This is a genomic window from Salibacterium sp. K-3, assembly GCF_054052005.1.
This window is the reverse complement of record NZ_JBSVZE010000003.1, coordinates 365,307-392,011: the sequence shown is the minus strand read 5'-3', so window position 1 is coordinate 392,011 and position 26,705 is coordinate 365,307. Positions and strand designations below refer to the sequence as shown.

Annotated in this window: 21 protein-coding genes; 15 read left to right on the top strand and 6 right to left on the bottom strand. The window is 47.2% G+C overall.

Features of this window, described 5'->3' with window-relative positions; genetic code table 11:
• The first annotated feature begins 1 nt into the window (after position 1).
• Positions 2-838 carry a 1,4-dihydroxy-6-naphthoate synthase gene (locus tag ACW9JV_RS17420; RefSeq protein ID WP_457336789.1) on the top strand — a complete coding sequence of 279 codons (837 nt, stop codon included), beginning with the start codon at positions 2-4 and terminating at the stop codon, positions 836-838.
• 224 nt (positions 839-1,062) lie between these two features.
• On the opposite strand, the gene ACW9JV_RS17415 is transcribed toward ACW9JV_RS17420, so the two are convergent.
• The 4 genes from ACW9JV_RS17415 to ACW9JV_RS17400 form a co-directional block, all read right to left on the bottom strand.
• Positions 1,063-2,421 carry a PTS ascorbate transporter subunit IIC gene (locus tag ACW9JV_RS17415; protein ID WP_457336787.1) on the bottom strand — a complete coding sequence of 453 codons (1,359 nt, stop codon included), beginning with the start codon at positions 2,419-2,421 and terminating at the stop codon, positions 1,063-1,065.
• 33 nt (positions 2,422-2,454) lie between these two features.
• Positions 2,455-2,721: a PTS sugar transporter subunit IIB gene (locus ACW9JV_RS17410; protein ID WP_457336785.1), complete on the bottom strand. Its 267-nt coding sequence runs from the start codon at positions 2,719-2,721 to the stop codon at positions 2,455-2,457.
• A 1-nt stretch (position 2,722) separates the two neighbouring features.
• Entirely contained in the window at positions 2,723-4,831 is a 2,109-nt protein-coding gene (locus ACW9JV_RS17405; protein ID WP_457336782.1) for a BglG family transcription antiterminator, read from the bottom strand.
• A gap of 187 nt (positions 4,832-5,018) precedes the next feature.
• Positions 5,019-5,450, bottom strand: a complete 432-nt coding sequence (locus ACW9JV_RS17400) for an alpha/beta hydrolase (protein ID WP_457336780.1) — start codon at positions 5,448-5,450, stop codon at positions 5,019-5,021.
• Positions 5,451-5,645: 195 nt separating this feature from the next.
• On the opposite strand from ACW9JV_RS17400, the gene ACW9JV_RS17395 reads away from it, so the two are divergent.
• Complete coding sequence (locus ACW9JV_RS17395; protein ID WP_457336778.1) at positions 5,646-5,795, top strand: hypothetical protein; 150 nt, start codon at positions 5,646-5,648, stop codon at positions 5,793-5,795.
• Between the two features lie 181 nt (positions 5,796-5,976).
• Here ACW9JV_RS17395 and ACW9JV_RS17390 read toward each other — a convergent pair whose 3' ends face one another.
• Positions 5,977-6,489 (bottom strand): MogA/MoaB family molybdenum cofactor biosynthesis protein, encoded by a 513-nt coding sequence (locus ACW9JV_RS17390; protein ID WP_457336776.1) that lies wholly within the window; start codon positions 6,487-6,489, stop codon positions 5,977-5,979.
• A 161-nt stretch (positions 6,490-6,650) separates the two neighbouring features.
• On the opposite strand from ACW9JV_RS17390, the gene ACW9JV_RS17385 reads away from it, so the two are divergent.
• From ACW9JV_RS17385 to ACW9JV_RS17340, 10 genes are all read left to right on the top strand, one after another.
• The gene (locus tag ACW9JV_RS17385) at positions 6,651-8,201 is read left to right on the top strand and encodes a diguanylate cyclase domain-containing protein (RefSeq protein ID WP_457336774.1); all 1,551 of its coding nucleotides are present in this window, start codon (positions 6,651-6,653) and stop codon (positions 8,199-8,201) included.
• A 274-nt stretch (positions 8,202-8,475) separates the two neighbouring features.
• Positions 8,476-9,789, top strand: coding sequence for an ABC transporter substrate-binding protein (locus ACW9JV_RS17380; RefSeq protein WP_457336772.1), 1,314 nt, complete (start codon positions 8,476-8,478; stop codon positions 9,787-9,789).
• Positions 9,790-9,876: 87 nt separating this feature from the next.
• Positions 9,877-10,818, top strand: coding sequence for a carbohydrate ABC transporter permease (locus ACW9JV_RS17375; RefSeq protein WP_457336770.1), 942 nt, complete (start codon positions 9,877-9,879; stop codon positions 10,816-10,818).
• Entirely contained in the window at positions 10,815-11,654 is an 840-nt protein-coding gene (locus ACW9JV_RS17370; RefSeq protein WP_457336768.1) for a carbohydrate ABC transporter permease, read from the top strand. The genes ACW9JV_RS17375 and ACW9JV_RS17370 overlap by 4 nt, the downstream gene beginning before the upstream one ends.
• A gap of 73 nt (positions 11,655-11,727) precedes the next feature.
• A complete protein-coding gene (locus ACW9JV_RS17365; RefSeq protein ID WP_457336766.1) occupies positions 11,728-12,741 on the top strand; it encodes a LacI family DNA-binding transcriptional regulator in 1,014 nt (337 codons plus the stop codon).
• A gap of 21 nt (positions 12,742-12,762) precedes the next feature.
• On the top strand, positions 12,763-14,106 hold the full coding sequence (locus tag ACW9JV_RS17360) for a GH1 family beta-glucosidase (RefSeq protein WP_457336764.1): 1,344 nt from the start codon (positions 12,763-12,765) through the stop codon (positions 14,104-14,106).
• An 86-nt stretch (positions 14,107-14,192) separates the two neighbouring features.
• Positions 14,193-14,939, top strand: a complete 747-nt coding sequence (locus ACW9JV_RS17355) for an SDR family oxidoreductase (protein ID WP_457336762.1) — start codon at positions 14,193-14,195, stop codon at positions 14,937-14,939.
• A gap of 514 nt (positions 14,940-15,453) precedes the next feature.
• On the top strand, positions 15,454-16,320 hold the full coding sequence (locus ACW9JV_RS17350) for an SDR family oxidoreductase (protein ID WP_457336760.1): 867 nt from the start codon (positions 15,454-15,456) through the stop codon (positions 16,318-16,320).
• 144 nt (positions 16,321-16,464) lie between these two features.
• Positions 16,465-17,358, top strand: coding sequence for a TetR/AcrR family transcriptional regulator (locus tag ACW9JV_RS17345; protein WP_457336758.1), 894 nt, complete (start codon positions 16,465-16,467; stop codon positions 17,356-17,358).
• Positions 17,339-18,835 (top strand): MDR family MFS transporter, encoded by a 1,497-nt coding sequence (locus ACW9JV_RS17340; protein WP_457336756.1) that lies wholly within the window; start codon positions 17,339-17,341, stop codon positions 18,833-18,835. The genes ACW9JV_RS17345 and ACW9JV_RS17340 overlap by 20 nt, the downstream gene beginning before the upstream one ends.
• Before the next feature lie 48 nt (positions 18,836-18,883).
• On the opposite strand, the gene ACW9JV_RS17335 is transcribed toward ACW9JV_RS17340, so the two are convergent.
• On the bottom strand, positions 18,884-21,412 hold the full coding sequence (locus tag ACW9JV_RS17335) for a rhamnogalacturonan lyase (protein ID WP_457336754.1): 2,529 nt from the start codon (positions 21,410-21,412) through the stop codon (positions 18,884-18,886).
• Between the two features lie 287 nt (positions 21,413-21,699).
• Here ACW9JV_RS17335 and ACW9JV_RS17330 point away from each other — a divergent pair, with 287 nt between their 5' ends.
• The 3 genes from ACW9JV_RS17330 to ACW9JV_RS17320 all read left to right on the top strand — a co-directional run bounded on the left by ACW9JV_RS17330 (position 21,700) and on the right by ACW9JV_RS17320 (position 26,680).
• Positions 21,700-23,784, top strand: a complete 2,085-nt coding sequence (locus ACW9JV_RS17330) for an ATP-binding protein (protein WP_457336752.1) — start codon at positions 21,700-21,702, stop codon at positions 23,782-23,784.
• 203 nt (positions 23,785-23,987) lie between these two features.
• On the top strand, positions 23,988-25,145 hold the full coding sequence (locus ACW9JV_RS17325; RefSeq protein ID WP_457336750.1) for a M24 family metallopeptidase: 1,158 nt from the start codon (positions 23,988-23,990) through the stop codon (positions 25,143-25,145).
• Between the two features lie 23 nt (positions 25,146-25,168).
• Positions 25,169-26,680: a BCCT family transporter gene (locus ACW9JV_RS17320; protein WP_457336748.1), complete on the top strand. Its 1,512-nt coding sequence runs from the start codon at positions 25,169-25,171 to the stop codon at positions 26,678-26,680.
• Positions 26,681-26,705: the final 25 nt, after the last annotated feature.

Here is a 26,705-nt window from a genome sequence, read left to right as displayed (position 1 = left end):
AATGAAGATCGCATTTTCATCATGTCCGAATGATACATTTACATTCCACGCGCTTGTTCACGGAAAAATTCCCGACGCACCGCCGGTGGAAGTGACGTATGCGGATATCGATCGGACCAACTACTGGGCAGCGAATAAGGAAGGGCCGGAAATCATGAAAATTTCCTACGCGGCACTCCCATGGGTACTTGATGACTACCGCCTGTTGTCGTGCGGCGGAGCCCTTGGCAGAGGATGCGGTCCGCTCGTTTTAACGAAAGAAGACGAAAAAGAACCGGGGTTTCTGGAAGGACGGACCGTAGCGGTGCCGAGCGACCGATCAACCGCCTATCTGCTTTTCCGTCTCTGGACGGCACAGAATCTCGATGGCGAAGTTGGGAGCATCCGTATCATGCCGTTTGATGACATCATGCCGGCCGTTCAGCGCGGGGAAGTAGATGCCGGACTGGTCATCCATGAAGCCCGTTTTACGTATCATACCTACGGTCTTTCCATGCTTCAGGATCTCGGTGAATGGTGGGAAGCCGACACCGGTCTGCCGATTCCGCTCGGCGCGATTATCGCCCGCCGCTCCGTTGACTACGAGAAAGTGGAGCAGTGGATCCGGGAATCGATTGACCATGCCTGGGCACATCCGGAGGACTCAAGGGAATACGTAATGCAGCATTCCCAGGAAATGGTCCCCGATGTCGCGCAGCAGCATATCGATCTCTATGTCAATGAGTTCACAAGAGACCTCGGCCGGGACGGCTGGGCTGCCGTCCGTTCCTTTCTGGAGCGCGCCGCCGACGAAGGACTCGTCCCGGATTTTTCCGGAGAAGCACTGCAGACAAGATAATGACGCTATCCATAGAATCCCCCGTCCTGCTCGTTGGGACGGGGGATTCTGAATGGATGAAAAATGTTACGTTGATACCAGCAGGAAAGAAAATATCCTGGGTACTGTCCTCTATATCCTGTTTTACACCCTCCAGCTCTTCATAGGCTGATGGCAATGGTCTCTACAGCCGTTTCAGGCACCATTACAGCGCCTGCGAAGCAGAATAGTGTCCTCTACTGCAGTCAAGAAGCTTCTGACTCTTGATTTTTGTAGGATTTCCATCCGACAGCAAAGCAGATGGCAAGAAGCAGCAGGACAATGATCGAAAATAAGAGGTTCGAGGATATGATATTACTTATATTCCCAAGGATAATTCCAACGACTCCGAAATCAGCATCACCAAAGGTTGTACTTTCAAAGCCGAGGGTGCCAAGCACAGGAAGCAGCAAGGCCGGCAGGAAACTGATCATGACCCCGTTGGCTGCTGCGCCTGTGATGGCTCCCAGCCTTCCGCCGGTTGCGTTGCCGAATACCCCGGCAGCAGCTCCTGTGAAGAAATGGGGCACAAGACCCGGAACAATGACAGCTAAACTGAAAATCGGAAGCAGGAACATGCTGATCAGGCCGGCAATGAAACTGACGATAAAGCCGAGAATGACAGCATTGTTGGCAAATGGAAAGACAGTGGGAGCGTCCAGAGCTGGTTTTGCGTTAGGTACGATTTTATCGGCAATGCCTTTAAAGGCAGGCACAATTTCGCCAAGAATCATGCGCACACCTGCGAGAATGATGTAAACGCCGGCAGCGAAAGTGATACCCTGCATGAAGGAAAAAACCAGAAAATTCTGACCTCCGCTCAACTCGTTTTCAATAAAAGAACCTCCGGCAAACCCTCCGACCACAACGAACAAAATCACCATGGTTAACGAAACGGAAACAGATGTATCGCGAAGAAATCCGAGTGATTTCGGTACATTGATTTCCTCTGTGGAATTGGATTTATTTCCTACCCGTTTTCCGATAAATCCTGCTGTAAAATAACCTATCGAGCCAAAATGGCCAACGGCAAAATCATCAGACTGTGTAATTTCCCGTGTATAAGGCTGCAGCAGTGCCGGGAATAGAACCATCAATGATCCAAGAATGACAGCTCCGAGTAATATCATAGGAATACCGGACATATCGGCTGTTGTCAGGATTACGGCAATTAAACAAGCCATAAACATAATATGATGACCAGTTAAAAAGATAAATTTAAAAGGTGTTACCCGGGCTAATATAATGTTTACGATCATGCCGAACAACATAATCATTGCTGTTTCCGTTCCAAATGAATCCTGAGCAACGGCCACAATCGCTTCATTGTTCGGAATAACGCCGTCTACGTTAAAGGCATGATTGAACATACTGCTGAATTGACCGAGTGAATCCTGGATCACTCCGGCGCCCGCACCCAAAATAACGAAGCCGAGGATGGTTTTTAAGGAGCCGGATATGATATCGGAAAACATCTTTCTCTGCACGAGAAGACCGATTAAAGCGAATAATCCTACTAAAATTGCGGGTGTACCCAGTATGTCATTCATTAATAAATCTACCATATTGCATCCCCCTTTATACTTTTACGGCAAAAGTTACAGCTTCTCTTCCAGTGCACGACGGAGCTCCTCTTTATCGAGCAGGTTGTTCAAAAGGGCAATATTTCGGCTGCCATCATCAAGTGTTCCGAGGATATCCTCCGACCCGATAAAAAGGTCGGCGTGTTCTGTTTTTGCGGTTGTTAAATCGGTATGGGAGACATCGGCTTCCACATTCATGTCTTTGAGCAGACTGTTCACATTCATTTCCACCATCATTGAACTTCCCAGCCCGTTACCACAAACTACTAAAATCTTTTTCATACTATTCTCCTCCTTGTAGTGAATACTGCTGTACGAGTTCCAGTATGTCGTCCGCTTTCTCTGCCTGTAGGAGCTGCTCTGTATTACCGGCCTCAGAAAGCATTTCCGTCAGCTGCGATAATGCCTGTAAATGCGTTTCATTGTCGACGGCGGCTAGCACAATAATCAGAAAGGCCTGATGCTTTTCCTGGTCGGAAAAAGGAACCGGTTTTCGCAAATGGAGCAGGCTCATGCCGAGTTTATCCACCCCCTCTTCCGGTCTGGCGTGAGGCAGTGCGATATTGGGAGCTATAACAACATAAGGACCGTGTTCGCGGATATTCTGCACCATCGCTTCTACATAGTCCTGCTGAATGTCCCCCATCTCCAGCAGCGGTGCTGAAGCAAGTCTTACTGCATGCTCCCAGTCCCGTGCCTCCTGCTCAAACCGAATGGTCTGCCTGGTTAATAATTCATCTAACATAGGTTTGTATGTCTCCTTCTTGATTGAATGGTTACTAGATAAAAACTCCTCAAGTTTTTTCTGCAGTGTTTCTTTATCTTGAATCTCGGCATGATGATCAATGAGGTTCATTAGACTTTCGATATGATGAGAGCCGGAGACACCCGGTTTGAGAAACTTCTGTGTGCGGTATACGACGGATTCTCTATCTTTATCATTCAAGATGGTCGGCAGATAGATGATGGGTGTCTGCTTCTGTTTAATAAACGACGTGGAAAATACAATATCCACTTCCTCAGGCTGGTTATTGTATTCCCGTATGGACAGCGTATCCGTAATCATGATTTCCGGAAGAAGAGATTCTATCTGTGCCCGTACCATTCCGGAAGCAGCTATCCCGTTTTCACAGACAACGATGCCGCGGTATTTTTTTACCGACGTCTGATTTTCCCTTCGCAGCCACCCGCCGAAATGCATGGCAATGTAGGCAATTTCCTCGTTGGGGATGGTCTTTCCGACAAAAGATTCCAGGTGCGAAAGAGAACGTCTTGTCAAATCATAGATGTCGGGATAGTGAGCTTGAATATCTTTATAGTAATGATGGTTTAAAGGGAGGTCGTATTTCAGCCGGAAATAAGTCGGTTTCAAGTGAACAAACAAGTTATCTTCGAGCTGCTGTCTTTCTTCAAAAATGATGCAGGCTGTTACCTGGAAATCATCTACAATTTTTTTGATAACCATCTTTAATTGTTCCATCGCCTGTAAGTTTGAGCCGGTTCTGGGATCGTAATGAACCCTGGACCCGAGTATCTGGATGGTTAACTGGTAAACCTCCTGTTCGGGAAGATAATGATATCCGTGCCGGTGGAGGTTATTGTTTAACTGCCGGGCTGCTGCAAAGGCATGGGTGTTATGCAGGATCTTTTTTTCTTCCTCATCCATGGCAAGGGACAGGTCATCGGATTTTCTCTGGATCGCAATCATTATCTGAAGGGCCAGAAGCTGAAACACATCTTCTGTAAAAGAGACATCCAATGATTCCTCCATTGCTGCAATTTCATCCTGTATCATGGAAAGCAGGTTTGTTTCCTCGGTATAGGAAGCAGGCTGGAGCAGGCTGTTCAGTTTCTTTTTCATTTGGTCATTATTATTTTCGGCAAGCAGGGAACTTATGGTATCGCTGATCATTTGTCTTTTTTCCTTTTCTTTTCCCTGTACGGTATAGCCCGCCTTTTCATGAACCAGGGTTAACCCCTGTGACTCCATATTTTCGTTTATTTTTTGCAGGTCGCGGAAAATGGTCCCGCGGCTGACCTGGACATTGTCTTTTAAAACCTGCAGGGAAGCCGGTTTTCGTTGTGTTAATAAGACCAGGGTTGTCAGCCGGATACGTTCTTCCGGAGAAAACCGGTAATCCCACTCATTCTGGAGAGTCAATTTTTCAGGAAGGGCGTTCACGGTCTGCCTGGTCAGAAAGAATCCTTTTCCGTAAGGTTTCTGAACCGGATCCAGCTGCTCTTGTTCGAGCCAGCCATTGATCTGATCGATATCATAATAGATCGTCCGCTGTGATACCCCGAACTGTTTCTTGAGTTGTTCCATCTCTATATGCTTATTTTGATGATAGAGATAATGCAGCAGAGATATTCTTCTTTTATCCAGTACCACCGTCAGCCCTCCTTTTTCTGCAAACTTGAAATTTGCAATTTTGAACATTGTCTTTGGCGTGCTTTTATATTATAACGATCTGTTCATTAATGTAAGGGGTTTCGATGTTTAATATTTGTACGGCGAAAATTTGCAATTTGATATAAAAAAGCCTGAAGGCTATAGAAATGCCTTCAGGCTTTTACGATTATGGAGTGTTGCCCGGAGAGGTTCCGGCCAGGTTTACGCGGTGGATATGATAGTCGTCCCGGAGCACCCGGACAATGTGCTGCAGCCAGATTGTCTGCTCGTCCAGAGACATTTCCTGCTGTTCAAAGATGACGTGAATGAACGGAAGCGGATCCTTTTTTCCCGGATTTTCCGCTGTGTGAATCCCGCCGGAGGAAGAGATGTAAAAGATCAATCCGCTGCTTTGCCCTGAAAGCGAAGGCCGGGACTCCAGTATCGGATGAAAAGATGGGGGTCCCCATGGAATATTATGTATAACTAATGCCGGAGGGCTTTCTTCTGCCTGTTCAGCATTTCCCTGCTGTGCTGCCTGTATAAAAAAGCTGAAGCAGAGCGCGAGAATCAACCCTTTTATAAAATGAAGCTTTTGCGTTTTTTGAACGAATAACATCAACTAACCCCCGTAAAACATAACTGTCTTCATTTTACTATATAAAATGGGGCTTAGGTATAAAATGTTGCAATTTGATTACGAAGGTAACATTTACTTTACGTCATAAGAGAGGGTGCGAGCGTTATAGTTAAAAATAGTGGACAAATATACTATGATAGGTATCAAAGAAAAGGTAGGAAAGGAGAAGATCCTATGTTATTCGGGAAAACGTGCGGCATCTGTAAGAAAAAAATCCGCGGATACAAGCCGCGCAGGTATATTGCTCCTTCCAGCGGAAAGAAAGTGCCGGTCTGTAAAATGTGTATGGAATATGCCGAACGCCGCGCCTGGCCGAAGGCATAATGTCTTTGTGCCAAAAGTGTCCATAAAACTGAGTTTATGGACAAAAATAACCGGGGACAGCGGATTCTGTCCAGAAAGATAGAATAAGAGACAGGAACAACCCGAGAGATAAACAACTTGTCTACTATCTTTATGTTATAGACATTTTTGGTGCACAAGAGTCCAGATCCGTTGTTCAGACTCAGAGATCTTTCCGGATTTCGCGGACGACGTGGGCCAGTTCCGGCAGAATCAGCCGGTTCATGGCCAGGCGGACAGCACCGGAGGAACCCGGCATGGAAAAAACGGCGGTATCCTGATAGACGCCTGCAGCCGCGCGGCTTAACATCGCTGCAGTACCTATATCTTCGGTATAACTTAGATAGCGGAACAGTTCTCCGAAACCCGGCATTTCTTTATCAAGCCGATCCCGTACTGCTTCGCAGGTAGTGTCCCGTTTTGCCATCCCCGTGCCCCCGTTGATCAGAACAGCGTCCACGGCAGTATCCCGGCAGGCTTTGTGAAGCAGCGACTGGATGCGGTGGTAGTCATCTGTGATAATCTCCCGTCCATTCACCACATGTCCTTCTCCCTCGAGCAGTTCCTCTATTTGCTTTCCGCTCTTATCCTCTGACGCCGTTCTCGTATCCGAAACGGTTATAACCATGCATCTTACCTGTTCCGGTGCACGTTTTTTATGTTCCTCTACAGCCACTCTATTCTCTCCTTTTACAAGTTCTTCCCATCATTATAACATGCCTTCAGGAAAGAAAAGGAAGCATCTTTTCCGTGAAAGAGGATAGGAATCTGGTACTATAGTTGGTAAACTGTAAAAAAGAATATGTACGTATTTAGCAGGGAGGACTCTTCACTATAATGACGGAACTAGTCATCCTTTACTTTCTATTGGCCGGCCTCATTTTTTATTTTGCTGTGGAAACATTTCTGAAAAATAAGAACAGTCCATTTCACAAAGCAACATCACTGCTTCTGTTAAGCATTTCACTGTTATTCGTTATCTACTGCCTGAAAGGCGTTGTTCCGGATCATGCTGTCCGGGACATTATCGTGTTTGTGGAATTTCCGTTATATGTGGTGAAAACCTGTATCATGGTAGAATGGTTTCGTATTCTGGCAAACCCTTCTCTTTCCCTCATGGACATGTGGAAGCGGTGGGGGATCTACGTTCCATTTCTATTGTTAATTCCGTTATTTCCGCTCGATCATGCGTTGATTCAATCGGTTTATCATTATACATATGTTCACTATATTGAATTCGGGCCGCTCATCTATGTGTTTGGTGCTTTTTTTCTCAGTTACAGCGGCTATATTTTTGTCATTCTTCGAAAATACCGGGAAAAACCTAGGAAGGGAAACTACTCGCTCCACTATCTTCAAGCCGGTTTTACACTGTTTTTTGTATGGATCATTCTGTTCGGATATATCAGCCGTATGATGGATTGGTTTCAGCAGCTGCCGCTGATGTTCATTTATGCTGATCTCTTTTTGATTGCCGCCTTAATTCTTGTCATCAGAAAGCACGATTTTCTGCCGGCTTTTGAGAAACGATATGAAATTTTATTTGAAGAGTCGCCGATTGCGATTATACTTATCAATGAATACCTTCAGCTGAAAGATGTAAACAAACAGGCAGAGTATTTGTTTCAGAGGGAAAAACAAGAACTGCTGCATGAATCATTGAAAACATACCTTCCCAGGGAAGTGTTTTTTGAATTCCGGGAGAGGTGGCGTTCGGCTACAGAAGAAAGCCGGGGACTGCGCAATTATGAATTGTCTTTGTTTCAGGAAACGACCGGCGGCGAAATCCACCTCGTGCTCGACTCCCAGTTTATCCAGCTGGACAATAAGTTAATGCAGTATGTCATGATTCAGGATATCACCGCTGCCAAAAACAATGAGCGGGAAGTGACATATCTCGCCTATCATGACAGTATGACGGGTCTGTACAACCGGCGTTATTTTCAGCAGAAGCTTGAGTCCATGCTGGCAGGCGGACAGTATCTGTCCCTGATTCTAATGGATCTCGATAATTTTAAACAGATTAATGATACCTTTGGCCATCACGTCGGAGATGAAGTCATCTGTCACGCAGGCTCTATTCTTTCTTCTGTGCTTCCGGAAAAAGCCTCAGCCGCTAGATTGGGCGGCGATGAGTTCGCTGTCATTCTGCCGGAAACACCAGGGGGGAAACAGCCGGAAATGTTCGCCCGGCAGTTTATCGAAAAGATGCGGGAACCTTACAGGTATGAAACGGCAGATCTGGAGCTTTCCTGCAGCATTGGAATTACAAAAAGCGGAGAACCGCCCGGAACGAGCGAACAGCTTCTGATTGAGGCCGATCGTGCGATGTATGAAGCGAAACGGGAAGGCAAGTCCGGTTATAAAAATTATCATGAAAAATCCTGATTGATGAACATAGGGCTGCTCATTGTTTTGGGGCGGCTCTGTCTTTTGTGTCGAAGAAACCGGTTTATTTATTTTGTATGTTCCCTTGAAAAATCATACAGAAAGTTCTATAATATGAAAATGTATTCGCTTTCAAATAAAGCGAACAGCTCTTCCCGGTGAATTTCCGGACTATTTTTTTAGAGTTTAAAGAAACCGGTTTCTTTAAGGTTCGGAAATCTTGTGAAGTGCTCTGGAACAGGGATTTTCTTACTAAAATGAAGGGGGAAGAAACATGAAAAAATGGTGGTTATCTTGTGCTGCTGCTGCGGGAGTTTCTCTGATTGCGGCTTGCGGCGGTGAAGACGAGGCATCATCGGTCGACAATGGGCAGGATTCCGGCAAGAGCGACAGCGGCAATGGGTCCGAGCAGGTTGAACTTGATTTCTGGGTGTTTGGGGCTACCAATTATGAAGATCTGGCGGCAGAATACGAGGAAGAAAATCCAGGGGTTTCCATCAATGTGAAAGTCTCCGAAAATGCTGATCACCATGATGCCCTGTTCACAGCATTGTCAGCAGGAAACGGTGCACCGGATCTTGCCATGCTGGAGGTGGATCAGATTGATCGTTTTAAACAGGCGCAGAATCGATTTACAAATCTGTATGACATGGGCGCCGGTGATATTCAGGATCAGTATTTGGACTGGAAATGGGAAATAGGGGAAAACGCGGAAGGAGACTTTCTTTTCGGACTGCCGACGGATATAGGTCCTAAAGGAATGTATTACAATACCGAGGTATTTGAAGAAGCCGGACTTCCGACGGACCCCGAAGAAGTTTCCAGTATGATCACATCACAAGAGGAGTTTATTGAAGTCGGCCGGGAAATTAAAGAAAACACAGGGAAGCCGATGGTGGACAGCATGGAGATGGCCTACCGGGCAAAAATGGACGGTCTGGAACAGAGTTATTTTGACGAAGACGGCAATCTATTGATTGAAAACGAAGACAATAAAGTAAAGGATGCTTATAACCTCGCAGTAAAGATGAACGATGCAGGGATTGTCGGTAATTATACCATGTGGAGCCCGGAGTGGACGAACGCTGTGAACGACAGTGAGTTTGCCGTTGAGATGGGAGCTGCCTGGTTAAAAGGCTGGATGAGTGATAATGCCCCGGACTCTGCAGGCAAATGGAGAGTGGTGACGCTGCCTGAAGAATTCGCGGGAAACTGGGGAGGTTCCTATATCGGCATGCCGGGTGAAACGGAAAATAAAGAGGAAGCTTATGCGTTCGCAGAATGGTTGATTTCTCCTGATAATCAGCTGGAGTCGTTCTTAAGTGACGCAGGGTTATTCCCTTCCACTCCGGAAACATATGAGAAAGAAGCATTTAAAGAAACAACGGATGAATACTTCGGCGGGCAGAGCACAGCTCAGGTTTTTGCGAAAGCGGCAGAAGATATTCCGGCTGTTTACAAAGGCCCGGATTATGTAAGTGTGAATAATGAAATTCTTACGGCGCTGGAGAATGTGCAGGACGGAGCGGACCCTGAAGAGGAATGGGACGCCGCTGTTACCCGTATTAAAGGACTGCTCGAAAGATAGGATTATAAAGCGGCTGCCTGCAGCGGCCGTATCCTAAAAATTCTTCCAGACAAATGCAGTATATTTCAGGAAGCAGGGGATGAGTGCATGCGTGCATCATATAAAAAAACAAGGAGAAACGCCCGCGGCCTCTCGGAAAAGACGAAAGATAAAATCAGTGCTTATCTCTACATTTCTCCCTTTTTTATCATATTTGCCATCATTGGCCTTTATCCAGCCTTGTTCAGCTTATATCTGGCTTTTCAGAGCTGGGACGGATTCAGCCCGATGACCTTTGCCGGTCTCCATAACTTTGAAATTGTTTTAACAGATCCATTGTTCTGGAAATCGGTTTATAACACGATTGTTATTGGGGTTATGGGGACAGCGCCGCAGATTATTGTCGGAATCATTTTAGCCTTTCTGCTTAATCTGGCAATGCTCCGCTTTAAACACTTCTTCCGTGTGACCATATTTATGCCGTATATCACGTCACTGGTAGCAGTTGCCCTGATTTTCAGTGTGTTTTTCAGCAGCAATGAGACAGCGCTTGCAAACTATGTTCTTGGTCTGTTTGGAATGGATCCTGTCAATTGGAAAACATCGGAGTGGGGGACGAAGATCGCGATTTCCCTTATGGTTTTCTGGAGATGGGTCGGGTACAATACGATTATTTATTTAGCAGGCCTTCAGAGTATCCCGAATGAGCTGTATGAAGCAGCAACGATTGACGGTGCGTCAAAACCGCAGCAGCTCCGTTTTATTACCGTACCCTTGCTGAAGCCGTTTATTATATTAACCGTGTTTTTTTCCACGGTGGGTGCCCTTCAGCTTTTCGCAGAGCCTACAGTATTTCTGGGGTCCAATGCCTTTTCCAGGGATGAAGCCATGACCGTGGTGATGTATCTGTACAGAGATGCTTTTAATCTGCAATCGTTCGGGACAGCTTCAGCTACGGCTGTGATTCTGTTGATTTTAATCATCGTGATGGCCGGCATCAATACGTATCTTTCTTCCGGGATTGGCCGGAAAAGGAGGAAAAGGACATGAATAACGCGGGGGAGAAGAAATTTTCGATAAAAAAAGCAGCAGTCTATACGCTGATGATTCTGGCGTCTCTGCTGGCCTTATTTCCGTTTTACTGGATGTTTGTCATGGCGACCAGGCCCAGTGCGGCCTATAACGCGATTCCACCGGTACTTCTGCCGGGAGACAAATTAGTCGTAAACTTTCAGAATATGATCGACAAAATTCCTTTTTTTCAGTCGATGTTCAATACACTGATCCTGTGTCTCTCTGCAACGGCCGCGGTGCTGTTTATCAGCTCCCTTGCCGGTTTTGCTTTTTCCAAGTTCCGTTTTCCGGGGCGGAATGCACTTTTTGTTGCAATTCTGCTGACCATGGTTATTCCACCGCAATTGGGGTTAATACCGCAGTATTTTCTGATTTCAGAATTCGGGCTGCTTGATACCCTGTTTGGTGCGATGATTATATTCTTTCTGAATCCATTGGGAATTTTTCTAATGAGACAGTATATTAACCAATCGGTCCCGGATGAATTGATTGAAGCCGCGAAACTGGACGGCTGTTCCAATTTCAGAATTTACCGTTCAGTGGTGCTTCCGATTATTCTTCCCGCCTTTGCGACGCTTGGCATCATTGTTTTCACGATGGTATGGGGAGAGTTTCTGTGGCAGTTTACGGTGCTTCGAAGCCCGGACTCCTACACGATACAGGTAGCATTGGCGTCGCTCAATTCCACCACCAATATTGATTTTGGAATGGTGATGTCCGGAGTGTTCTGGTCCACGGTGCCGTTGATCATTGTGTTTTTACTTTTTAACCGGCTGTTCATATCAAGCATTGCGGAAGGAGCTGTGAAGTAACGACGATAAATCAGTTATACTGGATATGAGAAGCAGCTACCAGATTTTTATAAGTAAACGGATGGGATAATAGATGAATTTAACAATCAAAGATATCGCAAAAATGGCAGAAGTTTCTCCTGGAACAGTCTCAAAGATTATCAACAACTATGACAATGTCGGGGAGAAAACACGGCAGAAAGTACTTGATGTGATTGAAAACACCGGGTATCAGCCGACGTTCTCGGCAAAATCTCTCGCGACGAAAAAATCAAATTTAATCGGGCTTATTTACGCAGGCAAAATAAATGTAGATTTTACGCATCCGTTTTTTAATGAAGTCGTTTCTTCTTTTAAAAAAGCAGTAGGTTTAATGGGATATGACATTGTCATGTTTTCCAACGAGAATTTTAAACAGGATAACGGGAGCTATCTCGCCAGATGCCGCCATTTTCAGGTGGATGGATGCCTTATTATAGCCGGGGATGACATAGAAGAAGCCGTATATGAGCTTGTCCAAAGCGACATCCCGTGTATCGGAGTTGATTTTGAACTCGAAGGACCCCGGTCAAGTTATGTGATTACAGATAATGAGAAATTATCAGCCAGAGTGGTGGAACATTTATATGTCAATTCCTACCGCGATATTGCCTATATTGGCGGTCCTCCGGAGTCCGCTGTAGCAAAAATCAGGAAACAGGGTTTTGAACAGGCGATGAATCATTTCAGTCTTTCTACTGTGCCGGAATGGATGGAATACGGAGATTATTTCGAAGAAAGCGGCTATGATGCTATGCGCCGTATTCTGGCTGCACCTGAACGCCCGGGAGCCGTTTTTGCCGCTTCTGATTTAATGGCCTTCGGCGCGATGAAAGCAGTGCGGGAACACGGCCTGCGCGTTCCGGATGATATATGCCTGATCGGTTGTGATGATATTGAAGCCTGCCGGTACAGCACCCCGCAGCTCACAACGATCAGGCAGGACAAAGAAAGGCTCGGGAAACTGGGAGCCCACATGCTGAATGATTTAATTGACGGTAAAAAAGAAATGCCGCCGTTCTTTATTGACCCGGAGTTGATTGTAAGGGAATCCTGCCAATCACAATAATACAGACAAAGGAGATTTTAAATGACGATCATCCAACTGCCGGACGATATTAAATTAGGGGCGGCTACTGCCGCATATCAAATTGAAGGAGCTGCGTTTGAAGGAGGAAGAAAAGCCTCGATCTGGGACACGTTTTCCCATACGCCGGGAAACGTGAAAAACGGGGACAACGGCGATACGGCATGTGACAGCTACCACCGCGTGGAAGAAGATATTGCTCTTCTTGACCGTCTCGGCGTGGATATTTACCGTTTCTCTGTCTCCTGGCCGAGAATTCTTCCTGATGGTACGGGGAAGGTGAACCGCCAAGGACTGGATTATTACCACAGGCTGGTGGATGGGCTGCTCGAAAAAGGCATAGAACCTGTCTGTACGTTGTACCACTGGGATCTCCCCCAATCGCTGCAGGACAAAGGCGGGTGGGGAAACCGGGAAAATATCGAATGTTTTGTGGAGTATGCGGAGCTGATGTTTCAGGAATTCCGCGGAAAAATAAAGAAATGGATTACGATTAATGAACCATGGTGCATCTCCTTTTTGTCCAATTATATCGGCGTGCATGCCCCCGGTAATCAGGACCTGCAGCTGGCTGTGGATATCAGCCATCATCTTTTGGTGGCACACGGCAAAGCTGTCCGCCGTTTTCGGGAGCTCGGTGTGGAAGGAGAGATTGGTTTTGCGCCGAATACGACATGGAAAGAGCCGTTCAGTACAAATGCGGAAGATAAAGAAGCGTGCCGCCGGGAAGTGGGGTGGCTGATAGAATGGTTCCTGGATCCTGTCTTTAAAGGAAGCTACCCTTCCTTTATGGTGGATTGGTTCGCGGAAAACGGAGCCGAATTAAGGACAGAAGACGGGGATTTTGAGCTGATTAAAGAGCCGGTCGATTTTCTTGGGATTAATTACTACGATGGCAGTGTGGCACGGTATAAAAAAGACAGCGGCCTGCTCGATTCCGAGGATGTGGATATGGGCTATAACCGGACGGATATAGGCTGGCCCATTTATCCGGAAGGCTTCTTTAACGTGTTGACCCATATTACAGAGAAGTACGGACAGGTGCCGATTTACATTACGGAGAACGGGGCCTGTTTCAATAACGAAGTAGAAAACGGCCGGGTGATGGATACCGGACGGATTGATTATTTGAAAAGACATATAACGGCAGTACAGCGCAGTATCGAATCCGGGGTGAATGTGAAAGGATATATTGTATGGTCGCTTATGGACAACTTTGAATGGGCGGAAGGCTATACGATGCGTTTCGGACTGGTTCATGTGAATTACCGGACGCAGGTGCGGACGGAAAAAGAAAGCTATTATTGGTATCAGAAAGTGGTACACAACCGCTGGTTTGAGCTGTGAACAAATGGTTGAAGCGTTTCTTTTTGGATAAGGAACGCTTTTTACTACAATAATAAGGGAACGATATCATAAAGGAGGAACCCATTTTGTCCAACCTGAACGATAAAGTCGTCCTTATGACCGGTGCTTCGAGTGGTATCGGAGAAGGCACAGCAAAAGAACTGGCAGACAACGGCGCAAAGCTTGTCCTTGCCGCCCGCCGGGAAGAACGCCTCCAGGAATTAACGGAAGAAATCAAGCAAAGCGGCGGTGATGCCGTATATAAAGTAACCGACGTTACATCGCGGGAACAGCTCCAGGAACTTGCGCAGACAGCTCTAGATCAGTACGGCAGGATCGATGTACTCGTGAATAACGCCGGATTGATGCCGCTTTCCTTTATGGATAAGCTGAAAGTTGATGAATGGGATAAAATGGTGGACGTCAACATAAAAGGCGTTCTTTACGGTGTTGCAGCCGTCCTTCCGACAATGCGGGAGCAGAAAGCAGGACATATTATTAACATTTCTTCTGTTGCCGGTCACACGGTCGGCCCCGGCATGTCGGTATACAGCGGAACGAAGCACGCGGTGCGTACCATCACGGAAGGACTGCGCCAAGAAGAAGCGCTTGCAGAGAGTAATATCCGAACCACCATTATTTCACCGGGGATGGTGGAGACGGAACTTCCGGAAACCATTACCGATGAAGACGTGCTGAAAGGGTTCGAAAACTCGAACATGACCCCGATTCAGCCGAAAGATATCGCAAGTACCATCCGGTATGCGATCGAACAGCCGGAAGAAGTAGCGATCAACGAAATACTGGTACGTCCAACATCCCAGCAGGGGTAAATAAGAAGGAGCTGTCCTCAGGAGGCAGCTCCTTCTGCTTTTTACATAAGAAAGCTCTCTTTTATGGACATTCATCGGCTTGGAATGTCCATAATAATTATTTCCGAGACACAGGATAGAAAAAAGGAGGTCAAAATGTCTATAACCATAATTTATTGAACAATATAACAAGCTGAAGCTTGCAAAGTGTCTCCTATTCTCCTTTGCTACCCATTTTTCAAGTGTTGTTGTCCTGAATACGCCAGCCGCCAAATAAAAGCTGTGCAGAACATGTTCGGAGTTGTCTGTCCCTCCTGCGCATCGCCTGTCCTTAAGTTCCTTTTTCATGGTGAATTTACAAATAAACGTAACATAAAGCCGTTCATGATGACATTTGGGGGATCCGCATCTGGTCAAACGTCACGTTTGCTTCCTTTTTCTGAATATAATTTGTAAATATTATTTATTATGACAGAAGATGTCGTGTTTCCATTGTATACTCTTCCTGAAGGCAAGGAAAGGAGATGGAAGCCATATGAATCCGTTGGAAGGCAAAGTCGCGGTCGTAGCTGGTGCTACTCGTGGAGCTGGGAGAGCCATTGCTGCTATGCTTGGCCAAGCCGGTGCTACTGTGTATGTCACCGGTCGCAGTGTTAGGGGGAATCCTTCCCCGATGGGTCGACCTGAAACCATTGAAGACACGGCTGAACAGGTCACACAAAAAGGGGGGAGAGGCATACCCGTTCAAGTGGACCATACTGTTGAAAGTGATGTTAAAGTACTTTTTGAACAAATTAAAAAAGAACAAAACGGACAACTTGATATTCTTGTCAATGATGTTTGGGGAGGCGACCCATTAACCAATTGGGATCAAACTTTCTGGGAACATAGTCTGCATGACGGATTAAAAATGCAAGAACAAGCTGTCCACTCCCATATCATCACTAGTCACTATGGTATACCATTGATGGTAAAACGTGGCCAAGGGCTGGTTATAGAAATTACAGACGGCATCAATTACTACTATAGAGGGAATCTTTTTTACAGTCTTGCAAAAATATCAGTGATTCATTTAGCAGAAGCCATGGCACATGATCTAAAAAAGCATCATATTACTTCTATCGCTGTCACACCGGGATTTCTTCGATCTGAAGCGGTGCTTCAGCACTTCGGGGTGACAGAGGAAAACTGGCAGGAAGGAGCCAAAGTTGAACCGCATTTTATTGCATCGGAATCTCCTTTTTATGTTGGAAAAGGGATCGCTGCTCTGGCAAGTGATAAGAATGTGTTCCAAAAAACAGGAAATGTATTAGGATCATGGGATTTGGCCAAGGAATATGGCTTCACGGATATTAACGGAACACAGCCTGATTGGGGAACATATTTTGATGAAAACGTTTGACGACAATTCGGCAGGAAAACAAACACGATTGATTCAAAAGGAAAGAAGGCAGATCCGTTGACGGTGAGGGGGAAAAGGTCTATGATGTATTTTGTGACTCAATAATTACTTTTTGTGACTGGTTGGTCAAAAGGAGGGAGGATGGTGAGTGATAAGAAGCAGGAAATCATGGATACAGCGATTCAGCTGTTTTCCGAAAAAGGATATCATTTCACTTCAATACAGCAGATTACAGAGGCCTGCGGGATTTCAAAAGGTGCGTTTTACAAGCACTTTGCTTCTAAAGAAGGGATGATGCTGACCCTCCTTGAAAATCATCAGATTAACCTGCTTAACGAAGCAGAGTTCTACCATTCCGACAGGGACATTCCAGCTCATGAACAACTGATATCAAAAATACGTCTGGAACTGGAAAAGTCCGTCGAATACCGTTCGTTTTTCCGGATTCTGTTCACCGAATTTAAGCCGACGGAAAACAGTGAAGTGAACAAAAAAATCAAAGAGTTTCAGACGGTACTGAGAAGCTGGCACCAGCAGTCCCTGAAAGAAGCGTTCGGCAGCGAAGCGGAACCGTTTCTCCGGGATCTGACCGCTGTCATGGAAGGCGTGCTGAAAGAATACTTAATGCTTATGATGTGGCACAACCAGCCGTTGTCCCTGGTGACGACGGCACGGTTTATTTTTGAGACGCTCTATGCGCTTGTACAGCAGTTGTCGCGGCTGGAGCCTGTACTCCCCGCGGATACAGAAGAGCCGCTGGCGGCCTTTACGGGCAGGAACGGTATGAAAAAACAGCTGCAGCTTCTACTCGCGGAGGTCAACAGCCGCTTGTCGGATGAGAAGATCCGAAAAGATAAGCAGACCATTGAACTGGCTCTGGAAGAACTGGAACATGATTTTCCGCGCGGATTTTTAATGGAGGCGCTCCTCGGGGCTCTGCATCAACGCCCTTATTTATCAACAAGAACCGAGGCTGTCATTCACCACTGGAAAGAATGGAAAGGAGACGTATCTGATTATGAATACATTAACGAATGATTCCTGGCACCTGCCGCCGCTGCAGAAAGGGCTGATGATTGCGGCGCTCATGGCTGGTGCATTTATGGGAATCATCAATGAAACGCTGCTGGCGACAGCTCTTCCTACGATCATGGATGTATTTGCCCTGGAAGAAAGCACGGTCCAGTGGCTGACAACGGTATTTCTGTTAACAAATGGTATTATGATTCCGGTGTCGGCGTTTCTGATTGAACGCTTTACGACACGGGGACTGTTTTTGAGCGCTATCGGGTTATTCGGGCTGGGGACACTTGTTGCCGCACTGGCTCCGTCCTTTTCCGTACTCGTTCTTGCACGTATCATCCAGGCAGCGGGATCCGGTATTATGCTGCCCCTTTTAATGACGGTGCTGCTCACGATTGTGCCCCTGGAGAGGCGCGGTCTCGCGATGGGGCTTGCTGGTGTGGTCATTTCGTTTGCCCCCGCGATCGGGCCGACGTTGTCAGGGTGGCTGCTGGAACATTTTGAATGGCGAGCGTTGTTTTATACCGTGCTTCCTATCGTCGCCGTGACGATCACGCTGGCTTATCTCTGCATTCAGAACGTAACCGAGCTGACGAAACCGAAGATAGATGTTCCTTCGATTATTCTGTCTTCCTTTGGTTTCGGAGGGATTCTGTATGGATTCAGTACGGTCGCCGAAAGCGGGTGGAGTGGTCCGTCAGTGCTCGTCAGCATCTTCGGCGGCCTTGTGGTGCTTTTCTTCTTTATACGCCGGCAGCTCCGCCTGCATGTGCCGATGCTGGAGTTCCGAATTTTTCAGTTTCCGATCTTTTCGATATCCATTGTGATTACAATGGCTGTTCTGGTTTCCATGATCGGTGCGGAAACGCTGCTGCCGCTGTATATGCAGAATGTCATCGGTTTTACGCCGTTTGAATCCGGGTTGATGCTGCTGCCAGGAGCTGTAGTGATTGGTATCATGTCACCGATCACAGGTCATCTGTTTGATAAGTTCGGGGCAAAATGGCTGGCAATCACTGGTCTGTCGATTGTGACGGTGACGACATTCCTGTTTACCAACATTACGTTGGACACTTCGTTTGCCTACTTATCCACGATTTATGCGATCCGTATGTTTGGTTTGTCGTTTGCGATGATGCCGGTCGCGACCTCTGCGTTAAACCAGCTGCCGGAAAAATGGTATTCGCACGGCTCGGCGATGATGAACACGATGCAGCAGATTTCTGCGTCTCTGGGTACCGCCATGCTTGTAACGATGGTAGGTCTCGGTGCGGCGCGGTACGGAGCGGACGCTTCCGGATCCGGGCTGACAGAAGGCGAAGCAGGCTCGGAAATGATGCAGATGGCGCAATTGAACGGCTACCAGTGGGCTTTTATGGGAAGTACCATCCTTGCGTTTATTGGGCTGCTGTTATCCTTTCTGCTTCGTTCGAGAAAAGACGAGAAAGCAGCCAACTATCAACAGGATGAAGAACATGCAGCATCCAGCTGATCTTCTGCATGAAAAACCTCTTGCCCTTCCCGGCAAGAGGTTTTTAAATTATTCTTTTTTCCAGTTCTGTTGTACAGTGAGCGCATGCTGCTTCAGATCCTGTCTTGCTTCCTGAGTGATATGTCTCTCATGGACCGGCATCGACAGTTGAGAGGTGAATTTGTTCATGAAATGCCGGGCCTGTTTCGTGTGTCCTTTCCCGGCGTGATGTTCTGCCTGACGCAGGCTGTTACTGAGTTTCCGCTCGAGCGGGCCGGTTACTTCCCCGTTTTCGGTATACGTATCAAAGGTGTTTCGCAGCTGCTGGAGTGGATCCTCCGACTCCATCTCTGGCACCGTCACGTCTTCCCAGTCCATGTCTGAAGCGAAATAGAAACTTGGATAAGTCGGCTGGTTATATCCGGAGTTCTGCCAGGAAATGCCGGTCCGGTACTGCGGGTCATGCATGAGCGTATAAAGCTTGTGATCGGTCACTTCCGTATTCATATAGATGCGGATGGCCGAGCTGTCTTCTGTCCGAACGAGCATCTCTTCGCGCCAGTCTCCGAATACATCTGCGACCAGTCCCGGATTTCCTTTCGTATAGTTATTTGTCCTTGTTCCTTCTGCGGTGAGTACCGTGCCATCCTGCCAGTCGTTAATGACCGGTGTTTCGTCGATGGCTCCGTCAATAATCTGGGTTGTAAGGTCTGCGGACCATTTAATGTTCATGTTGGTGCCTGGCATTTGATCGCTGATCTGTTCCCCGTCCGCGGTCCATAAGCCTTCCGCCCATGTTTCCAGTCCTTCACGGTCCGGATCGATATCGCCGATCATGCCGCGGCCTGTATCTTCTCCGGTATATTCACCGTAGAGAACTTCTCCGGTTTCTGCATCACGCAGTGAAAATCCGTATGGAGCGGAAACGCCGCCTTCATGAACGGTGAAAATCTCCAGACCTTCGCGGTCCGGATCAATATCAGCGACATGCATGGCATCTCCGTGACCGAGCCGTGCTTCTGCCCCGGAATCCGCGCTTTCTTCCGGAAGGGTCTCAAAGGAACTATAGAGTAGTGAACCGTCATGATCAATCGTTGCCGATCCGTATATGATTTCATGTTTGCCATCTTCATCTACATCCGCGGTACTGAAGGAATGATTTCCCTGCGTTGTGAGAGAGCTGAATTCTTCATTGGTTCCAGGTGTACCGTGAGGACTGTCATTAAATGGATTGTCCATCGGGGGCCAGCCGCTGTCCACGTACCAATGTTCCTCCAGTGATTCACCGTCCCAGCTGTAGGAGACAAGCGCTGACCTTGTGTAATAGCCGCGGGCAAATACGGCATATGGTTTTTCGCCGTCCAGATAGGCCGTACCTGCCAGGAAGCGGTCGACCCGGTTCCCGGGCTCAATCCGGCTCATGGCGTAATCTCCCCACATCAAGCCATCATCATGCCGCGCCGGTTTATAATCAATCGTCTCCAGCTCATCACCGGATTCCCCATCGAATACCGTGAGATACTCCGGTCCATCTATAATAAAGCCTTCCAGTTCCCGAAGATTATTGCGTTCGCTGCGCTCCGGGGCATACTCATCCATGAAATAATCGGCAAGACTTTCCGCGTCTTCTCTGGATAACGGATATTCGTAACGCGGCTTGATGCCGAAACTTTCTTCGAGTGTTTCCGGCCAGCTGCCGTTCTTCACTTCTTCGTGTTCATGCCAGCCCATAAACATGTCGACAATATGATGATAGTAATCTTCACTGCTCATCCGGTAATCATCCGAATGACTGTAACCGTCCTGTTTATCATCTTCGGGCATCGTGATGTATTCTTCTGACGCCTTCTCCCCGTTCTCATTATATTTTATGATTTTTGTTCCGGGAGCGGTTTTGAACATGAGTTCCGCTTTGCCGTTATTGTCAAAATCGCTGACGAGAAATTGGGTGTAATGAGCGCCGGAGCGGATATTGACGCCGAGGTCAATCCGGTAAAGCAGCTCTCCTTCATAGGTATACGTATCGATATAGGTGTTTCCGGTATAGCCGTTCTGGGATACATCTTTGGAATTATCCGGATCCCATTTCACGACGTATTCATACTGTCCGTCTCCGTTAACATCCCCGACACTCATATCATTGGCGTGATACGTATAGGATTCGCCGGCGGGCGTTACGCCGTCCTCGGGTTTATTCAGCGGCAGTTCATGGTAGTTGTCGTCCCATGGGGTTACCTTTTTGCTTAATTCTCTGCCTTCCGTTGGCTGTACGGCGTACTCATCATCGTCATCTCCATTTTCATCGAGAAAGTTGGTGCTGTCCTTCACTTCTGCAATCTGTCTGCCGTTACGGTATACATAAAAATCTTCACCGGTCAGGCCGGTGTCGGAGTGTCCGTTGACTTCTCCAGCCGAAAGGCGCCAGCTTAAAAAGACCCCTTCGGAGGTGGAAACAGCTTTCAGCCCGCGGTCCAGTTCCTCCAGCTGTACCTGAGGCTGTGATTCGTCCGAGCTGCCGGCAGCAGCTCCCGCCCCATGTGGTACCGACATGGAACATATCATGGCAGCGGATAATAATACGGCTGACCTTTTCATCATCCTGTCCCCTTTCTATAAAGTAAACGCTTACAAATATATCGTATAACATATAAATAGAAAAAATAAGAATATAAATGTTAACTATCTATTGAAAATCAACAATAATAGAAAAAAATAAGTTCCCAAGTCTAGGGTTCTGCCTGCAGGACAACGGGAGAGGGGAAGGACGGTAAACCAATGCCCAATGGAATCTTAAAGGAAACTGCATAGGTCGTTTGTATGATATACTTTGCATATAGTATGGAAGAGAATCATTCTTCTTTTTACGTATATGGGGCGGGTGCGCGATGAGATGGATCATTTATATGCTGTTCATCCTTTTGGCGGCAGGGTCGGCAGGCTGCGGAAGTCAAGTGCAGACAGAGAGCCCGGAGGCAGTGGACGGGACATTGTCTATGCCGGATGACAGCACAAAAGACATGGTGTATACGCTGGACGGAGAGTGGGCGTTTTACTGGCAGGAGTTCGCCGGTCCCGCTTCGTTATCCGGAACCGGGCTGACGCCGCAATACGTGGAAACACCAGGGGCCTGGTCTGATATAAAGTCGGAAATCGGGCCGCTTCCGGATGAAGGATACGGGACGTACCATCTGGAAATAGACCTTCCTGAAAACATGCAAAACGATACTGCCGGCTTATACATACCGGAAATAGCGACAGCCTACACGTTATGGATCAACGGAGAGGTCGTTGCCGGGATTGGAGAACCCGGCACGAACCAGGCCGCGATGGAACCGGAGCATCACCCGCAGATCGCCTACTTCCAGCCGCAGTCGAATACGATCGATCTCGTTCTTCACGTATCAGAGTTTTACCAGCGTAAATCAGGTTGGTGGGACTCTTTCTACATTGGAAAAGCGGAAGAGATCCAGCAGATGAGAGACCAGAATGTGGCTGGAGAAGTATTTCTTGTCGTCAGTCTTCTGGTGATGGGACTGTATCATCTAGGTATATTTATCCTGCGGCCGCAGGACCTTGCTCCACTCTATTTCGGGGGCGTTTGTCTGGCTGTTGCCGCCCGCACGCTGCTGCTCGGTGAAGTGCTGTTCCTCCGGTTTTTTTCAGGTGTACCGTGGGAATGGACCCTGAAACTGGAATATTGGAGCTCGTGCGCCGCCATCAGCTGCTTTCTGCTGTTTATTTATACCCAGTACCGGCATGATATGAATCGTTATATACGCAACGGATTCCTGACTCTGTTTTCGCTGCTGGCGCTGTTTATCCTGGTCACGCCGGCTGACATTTATACAGAAGGCATGATCGTGCTGCAGGCAGGTTCCATCCTTGCGCTACTATACCTTATCTTCGTCCTCGGGACGGCGCTGCGCCGGAAACGCCGGGGAGCACGCGCGCACACGGCGGCCATGCTGATACTGCTTGCTTTCGTTCTAAATGATGTCCTGCATTACAATCACCTCATCAATACCGGAGAAACCGTTTCTATTGGAATGTTTTTCTATCTTTTTGCCCAATCTTTTATTCTGTCAAGCCGCTTCACACGAGCTCTGAATCAATCCAGGAAGCTGTCGAGACAGCTGGAAAGAACGAATCAGACCCTCGAAGAGCAGGTGAAGCAGCGGACCCGCAAACTTTCTGAAACCAACCAGGAGCTCGAAGATGCCAATCACAGTCTGGAACGCATGCATCACGCCCGCCAGGAGCTGATGTCCAACATTTCCCACGAACTGGGAACCCCTTTGACATCGATCCAGGGCTATATTAAAGGAATGATGGACGGCGTCGTTGACAGAAACAATCCGAAATACCTGGAGCTCGTCTATAATAAAACGATATTTCTTCAGAAAATTATCGATGATTTGCGGGAGCTGGCTAAACTGGAATCAGGCAGAATTACTTATGAATTCGAACAGAGAGACATCCTGGAATATGTCCAGACGCTGTTTTTCATGTATAAGGAAGAAATAGAAACAAAGGATATTTCGTTCACACTGGAGGATGGCCTTTCCCCGGAAAAGCTGCCGGTGTTCGTGTTTATGGACCCGGTCCGGGTGGAGCAGGTGGTCTCCAATCTGCTGTTGAATGCAAAAAAATTCACTCCGCCAAAGGGAGATATTTCTCTGGCACTCCGGGAAGACAGCGAGCTTGAGAAATCGTTCGTCACCATAGCTGTCAGGGATAACGGAGCAGGGATTGACCAGCATGAACTCCCGAATGTATTCAAACGTTTTTTTAAAGGAAAGACAAATAAGATTCAAGGTCAGGAAGGGGTCGGACTGGGACTTGCCATTGCCGCGGAAATTGTGCACGCGCACGGTGGAGAAATGGGAGTGGACAGCCGGAAAGGAGAAGGGAGTGTGTTTTATTTTACGCTTCCTGTTTTAGACAATGGTAATATAGAAGATAAATCGTGAGGTCTTATATGAGGACTTCACGCTTTTTTTCTATTGATATAAGGGAATAAGGAGCAAAAAAGATACGATAACGCGGAATATGTCATTATATCGCTGAAATACGCTAAATTTTCTGAAAAATAGTTGAAGCTCTTCAACTGTACTGTTATCATGTTTTTTATATGAACATGTTCATAAAATTAACAAGTTAATGGAGGTAGATGATGAGTATTCCGGCAGAAAACGTTAAAGATCGGCTGCATGCTCTGCGCCGGCGGATGGAACAGAAACAGGTGAATACCGTTATATTATGGGATCCGGACAATCAATACTATTTCAGTGGATTCAAGGCCATATCGTATTCCCGTCCCATTGTTTACTGGATTTACCCGGAGAAAACGACCTATATTATACCGGAGCTTGAAGATCTGCACGCGGAGGAAAATGCCCATACCAATCAGTTTTATGTGTACCATGAAAGATATAATAAAGGCAGTAATGATACATCTTTCCTTGACCCCTTTATGCGCCTGCTGGAGGAACTTCCGTCTGAAACAAAAATAGGAGTTGAATTTGAGATTCTGCCGGCTTATGTGTATCAGGCGGTTCTGGACCGCGGACATGACGTGGTGGATATCGGCAGAGATATTATTGAACTCCGCAGTGTAAAGGATGAAGAAGAAATACAATGGCTCGATGAAGCAGGAAGATTATCGGATGTAGCGCTGGAGGCTTCCTTTACCCATTTAAGTACCGGCATGAGTGAACTGGAGTTTGATTCGTATGGGGATCAGGCTCTGCTCCAGGCTGTGTCGGAAAAATATCCGGAGGTAGTCGTCGGATATGAAAACTGGACGTGCTCCGGAGTGAAACGAAGTGCGATGCCGCATCTTTATTCCAGCACCCGGACGTTTGAAAGCGGTGATCCTGTCGTCCACAGCCGCCAGGTATGGATAAATGGATACCGGGCTGAAAATGAACGGACCTTTTTATTCAAAGACAAAGCTACCGAAGAACAGAAGAAATTATTAAAGCTGGCCATTGATGCCCAGGAGGCAGGGATGAAAGCTGTCAAACCGGGCGTCCGGGCGTGTGATGTAGACCTGGCTGCATATCAGGTGATTAAAGAAGCTGGTTACGAAGATTATATTGACCACCGTATCGGCCATGGTCTTGGTTTATCCGAACATGAAGAACCTTACCTGCGGTTTGATAATGAACGGATTCTCAAAGAGGGAATGGTATACACGATAGAGCCGGGAATCTATGTGCCGGGTGTCGGCGGTTTCCGCCACTCGGATACGGTGATTGTCACAGAAGACGGCTCCCGCAGCATTACCCATTATCCACGCTCGTATGAAGACATGCTGATTAAAGAATAATTAATTACAAAGAGGGAGGTAGTATGAAACACAGCAAAATAGATCATTCCATTTTCTGGCCGGCCGTCATCATCACGGTGCTGCTTACTTTCACCCTGGTGATTTTTCAGGAAAGTGCCGGCCCGGTATTGACCAATATTCTGACAGACTTAACGTTCCGCCTCGACTGGGCATTTGAATTTCTGACGATCGGACTATTTATTCTGCTGTTATGGCTTATTTTCGGCAGATTCGGCAAGGTGAAGATGGGCGGACCCGAAGACCGCCCGGAGTTTTCGAGATTCAGCTGGGGAGGCATGTTGTTTTGTGCAAGCATGGGGACCAGTATTATGTTCTGGTCCATTGTCGAACCCCTTTATTATTACACTGGACCACCGTTCGGTATCGAAGCAGAAAGTACAAAAGCGGCCGAATGGGCGGTGGCCTACGGTTTGTTCCACTGGGGGATATCCGCATGGGCGCTGTACGCGCTGCCGGCTGTCGTGATTGCGTACTCCTTTTTCGTGCGGAAGGATCCTTCCCTGAAGATCAGCGCGGCCTGCCGGGGGATTCTCGGAAAATACGCCGATGGATGGATCGGTAAAGTTATTGATATTCTGGTTATCTGGAGTATGATCGGCGGACTTTCGACGTCGCTCGGACTCGGTGTGCCGATGGTGGCGCATGTTAGTGCGGAACTGCTTGGCATTGAACCTTCTCTTCCACTCAGTATTGCCATTATTATCATTTGGACGATTATTTTCAGCGCGAGTGCCTATCTGGGTCTGTACAAGGGTATCCGCAAACTGAGTGACTGGAATATTTATATAGCGCTGGCTCTGGCTGTTTTTGTACTCATTACCGGTCCGACGTTATTTATATTAACCTATTTTACGGACAGTCTTGGTTTAATGCTGAACAACTTTATGCGGATGAGTTTATACACCGATCCTATTAATCAGGGCGGATTTCCGCAGGCATGGACCGTTTTTTACTGGGCGTGGTTCGCGGCGACGGCTCCGTTTATCGGCTTGTTCGTGGCACGGATTTCCAAAGGACGAACCATCCGGGAGATGATTACCAACATTCTCTTGTGGGGGTCGCTTGGAAGCTTTTTATACTTTGCCGTATTTGGAGGATATGCGATAGATATTGAATTGGGTGACAATGGGGCATTAACTTCCGTACTGGCGGAAAGCGAGCCGCAGGTTATCGTTGAAGTACTGAAATCACTCCCCTTATCCACGTTTGTCATGATCTTTTTTACCGTGCTCGGTTTTATCTTTCTGGCTACGTCACTGGATTCAGCCACCTATATTATTGCAGGCATTGCCACCACCGATTTACAGGAAGGCGAAGAACCGGCGCGCTGGCAGCGTCTGTTATGGGGGATTGTCCTTTCCGCCCTGGCGATTTCCCTCACTATTGTAGGCGGGCTGAACGTGGTGCAGACCTCTTCTGTCCTTGTTTCTGTACCTGTATTAATCATGTATATTCTGCTGGCTGCTTCGTTGGTTAAGTGGTTGAAGGAACGGGAGAAGCCTGTAAAAGAGTAAAGCTTTTCGGTATAATGGAAGGAAC

Coding starts and splice junctions, on each gene's coding strand:
- ACW9JV_RS17420 (WP_457336789.1), top strand. CDS start 2: ATGAAGATCGCATTTTCATCATGTCCGAATGATACATTTACATTCCAC.
- ACW9JV_RS17415 (WP_457336787.1), bottom strand. CDS start 2,421: ATGGTAGATTTATTAATGAATGACATACTGGGTACACCCGCAATTTTA.
- ACW9JV_RS17410 (WP_457336785.1), bottom strand. CDS start 2,721: ATGAAAAAGATTTTAGTAGTTTGTGGTAACGGGCTGGGAAGTTCAATG.
- ACW9JV_RS17400 (WP_457336780.1), bottom strand. CDS start 5,450: ATGTTATTCGTTCAAAAAACGCAAAAGCTTCATTTTATAAAAGGGTTG.
- ACW9JV_RS17395 (WP_457336778.1), top strand. CDS start 5,646: ATGTTATTCGGGAAAACGTGCGGCATCTGTAAGAAAAAAATCCGCGGA.
- ACW9JV_RS17385 (WP_457336774.1), top strand. CDS start 6,651: ATGACGGAACTAGTCATCCTTTACTTTCTATTGGCCGGCCTCATTTTT.
- ACW9JV_RS17380 (WP_457336772.1), top strand. CDS start 8,476: ATGAAAAAATGGTGGTTATCTTGTGCTGCTGCTGCGGGAGTTTCTCTG.
- ACW9JV_RS17375 (WP_457336770.1), top strand. CDS start 9,877: ATGCGTGCATCATATAAAAAAACAAGGAGAAACGCCCGCGGCCTCTCG.
- ACW9JV_RS17370 (WP_457336768.1), top strand. CDS start 10,815: ATGAATAACGCGGGGGAGAAGAAATTTTCGATAAAAAAAGCAGCAGTC.
- ACW9JV_RS17365 (WP_457336766.1), top strand. CDS start 11,728: ATGAATTTAACAATCAAAGATATCGCAAAAATGGCAGAAGTTTCTCCT.
- ACW9JV_RS17360 (WP_457336764.1), top strand. CDS start 12,763: ATGACGATCATCCAACTGCCGGACGATATTAAATTAGGGGCGGCTACT.
- ACW9JV_RS17350 (WP_457336760.1), top strand. CDS start 15,454: ATGAATCCGTTGGAAGGCAAAGTCGCGGTCGTAGCTGGTGCTACTCGT.
- ACW9JV_RS17340 (WP_457336756.1), top strand. CDS start 17,339: ATGAATACATTAACGAATGATTCCTGGCACCTGCCGCCGCTGCAGAAA.
- ACW9JV_RS17335 (WP_457336754.1), bottom strand. CDS start 21,412: ATGATGAAAAGGTCAGCCGTATTATTATCCGCTGCCATGATATGTTCC.
- ACW9JV_RS17330 (WP_457336752.1), top strand. CDS start 21,700: ATGAGATGGATCATTTATATGCTGTTCATCCTTTTGGCGGCAGGGTCG.
- ACW9JV_RS17325 (WP_457336750.1), top strand. CDS start 23,988: ATGAGTATTCCGGCAGAAAACGTTAAAGATCGGCTGCATGCTCTGCGC.
- ACW9JV_RS17320 (WP_457336748.1), top strand. CDS start 25,169: ATGAAACACAGCAAAATAGATCATTCCATTTTCTGGCCGGCCGTCATC.